This window comes from Prevotella amnii CRIS 21A-A (assembly GCF_000177355.1).
Taxonomy (GTDB): domain Bacteria; phylum Bacteroidota; class Bacteroidia; order Bacteroidales; family Bacteroidaceae; genus Prevotella; species Prevotella amnii.
Window position 1 is genome coordinate 1 of sequence record NZ_ADFQ01000023.1, and the last position, 2,709, is coordinate 2,709.

3 protein-coding genes are annotated in these 2,709 nt (G+C 34.4%); 1 reads left to right on the forward strand and 2 read right to left on the reverse strand.

Going from position 1 to position 2,709, the window contains the following annotated elements; all coding sequences use genetic code 11:
- Positions 1 to 133: 133 nt before the first annotated feature.
- Positions 134 to 913: an ABC transporter ATP-binding protein gene (locus HMPREF9018_RS02570; RefSeq protein WP_008447546.1), complete on the reverse strand. Its 780-nt coding sequence runs from the start codon at positions 911 to 913 to the stop codon at positions 134 to 136.
- 44 nt (positions 914 to 957) lie between these two features.
- A complete protein-coding gene (locus HMPREF9018_RS02575) occupies positions 958 to 1,704 on the reverse strand; it encodes an MlaE family ABC transporter permease (protein WP_008447545.1) in 747 nt (248 codons plus the stop codon).
- 151 nt (positions 1,705 to 1,855) lie between these two features.
- Between HMPREF9018_RS02575 and lptB the strand changes: the two genes are divergently transcribed.
- Positions 1,856 to 2,707, forward strand: coding sequence for an LPS export ABC transporter ATP-binding protein (gene lptB, locus HMPREF9018_RS02580; RefSeq protein WP_008447544.1), 852 nt, complete (start codon positions 1,856 to 1,858; stop codon positions 2,705 to 2,707).
- The last annotated feature ends 2 nt before the right edge of the window (positions 2,708 to 2,709 follow it).

Below are 2,709 nucleotides of genomic sequence, written 5' to 3' on the forward strand. Positions count from 1 at the left end.
AAAAAAAAATATATGAAAATCCCTCTTTTTTTGTTTTTTAAATAGCCCAATAAGATACCTCACATATAATAAAAAAGTGGAGGATATTATACTTATCTCTATCCTACACAAAAATTACAATTAAGATAGCTTTTTATCTTGTTATATTATTGCTTTCCTCAATTTCTACTTGCTTAATCTTTTTAAATAAGTCTGAAGCAAATATTAGGTCATTAAGTTTTTCGTTTTTAGCAGTTATAATATCATCTTTATTTCCTTGCCATTCCACTTTTCCTGAAGCAATAAATACAATATTCTCACCTATACCCATCACCGAATTCATATCATGTGTATTAATAATAGTTGTTATGTTAAGGTCATGGGTAATATCAGTAAGCAACTTATCTATAACAAGGGACGTTTTTGGATCGAGCCCAGAATTTGGCTCATCACAAAATAAATATTTAGGACTCATCACTATAGCACGAGCAATTGCTACACGCTTCTGCATTCCACCAGACAATTCTCCTGGATATTTTTGTTCTGTTCCTGCAAGATGCACCCGATCAAGACATTCTCTAACTCGTTCTTGACGTTCTTCAAAACTCATTGAGGAAAACATATCTAAAGGAAAACGCACATTTTCTTCTACTGTTTGCGAGTCGAATAATGCAGCACTCTGAAAAATCATGCCCATTTCACGACGCATAAGTACCTGTTGCTTCTTTTTTAGATTTATAAAATTACGTCCATCATATAACACTTCTCCTTTAGTTGGACTCATAAGCCCTGTTACACAACGCATTAACACAGTTTTTCCTGCTCCACTCTGACCTATGATAAGGTTTATTTTACCATCTTCAAAGACAGTGTCTATGTTTGTTAATACTTCTTTTTCTCCGAATGATTTATATAAGTTTTTTACTTCTATCATTATAGTGTTTTTTTAGCTGTTCAGCTTTTCCGGTTTTATCTACTTTAGCTTAATAGTTGTGTAAGGAACACATCGCTAAAAAGTATTAGTACACTCGACTTTACTACTGCATCAGTAGATGCTTTACCCACCTCTTGAGAGCCTCCTTTTACTGAATACCCCATATAGGAAGATACACTTGAGATTATAAAGGCAAAAAAGAATCCTTTTAAAATACTCATCCACATAAACCATTGATTAAAATGATGTTGCACTCCTTCTGTAAGGTCGGCAGGCGATATAACATGTCCGATATAAGCTGTAGAATATGCACCTACCATGCCAATAGCAGCAGAAAAAATAACTAAGAAAGGCATAAGGGTCATTAAGCCTAATATTTTCGGAAGAATTAAGTAACTTGCAGAGTTTATTCCCATAATTTCAAGAGCATCTATTTGCTGTGTAACACGCATCGAACCAAGCTCTGAGGCTATGTTAGACCCCACTTTCCCTGAAAGTATCAAGCACATTATACTGGAAGAAAATTCCAATAGCATAATTTCTCGTGTTACATATCCAGACACCCAATGTGGCATCCATGGGCTTTGCACATTTAAACGTATCTGAATGCAAATGACAGCTCCTATAAAAAAGGAAATTAATAAAACAATACCAATGGAATTAACTCCTAATTGCGACATTTCTCTCACATACGATTTAAAAAACATTCGCATACGCTCTGGCCTACTAAATGTACGCTTCATAAGCATAAGATACTCACCAAAACTGAAGAGACGATCCTTTATCAACATTTATTACAGTTTTATTTTATTCAATTGCAAAAGTAACTAAAATATACTATATATAGGCATAATAGAGAGTTGAAGTTATAGAAAAAGTCTTTAAATGTAGATAATAACAAATTTAATTTCTTATATTTGCAAAATAAAGTATGACTCAGAAATGAATGAAATTGAAAAAACTGTAGTTAGTCAAGAAAAAAAAAGTAGCATTTTACATACCGAAAATCTTGTAAAACGATATGGTAAACGCACAGTAGCTAATGGTGTTAGTATAAATGTGCGACAGGGAGAGATTGTAGGATTATTAGGACCTAATGGAGCTGGAAAAACCACTTCGTTCTATATGACGACAGGATTGGTAGTTCCTAATGAAGGTCATGTGTATATTGATGATAAAGAAATAACCAAATACCCTGTTTATAAACGTGCTAAGGCTGGCATAGGATATTTACCACAAGAGGCTAGTGTCTTTCGTAAAATGAGTGTAGAAGATAATATAATGAGCGTATTAGAGATGACTAAGCTTTCTCGTGAACAACGTATAGAAAAGATGGAGAGCCTTATTCGCGAATTTCGTTTGGAGAAAGTACGTAAGAATCTTGGCGATCGGCTTTCAGGAGGAGAACGCCGTCGCTGCGAAATAGCACGATGCTTAGCTATTGACCCTAAGTTTATTATGTTAGATGAGCCTTTTGCTGGTGTAGACCCAATCGCAGTAGAAGATATTCAGCATATTGTTTGGCAATTAAAATTTCGCAATATAGGTATTCTCATTACCGACCATAATGTGCACGAAACACTTAATATCACTGATCGCGCTTACCTTTTGTTTGAAGGACGTATCTTGTTTAAAGGTACTCCAGAAGAGCTATCGGCAAATAAAGTAGTAAAAGAGAAATACTTAGGTGTCGACTTCGTTCTTCAAAAAAAGGATTTTCAGCTTATCAACGAACGTAAACGGGCACAAGAAGCTGAAGAGAAAGCTGAAGATGAAATTATTAATACAATTTAATA

What these genes read in the sequence shown, in the direction of transcription:
- HMPREF9018_RS02570 (WP_008447546.1), bottom strand. Translation starts at nt 913, where the DNA reads ATGATAGAAGTAAAAAACTTATATAAATCATTCGGAGAAAAAGAAGTA.
- HMPREF9018_RS02575 (WP_008447545.1), bottom strand. Translation starts at nt 1,704, where the DNA reads ATGTTGATAAAGGATCGTCTCTTCAGTTTTGGTGAGTATCTTATGCTT.
- lptB (WP_008447544.1), top strand. Translation starts at nt 1,856, where the DNA reads ATGAATGAAATTGAAAAAACTGTAGTTAGTCAAGAAAAAAAAAGTAGC.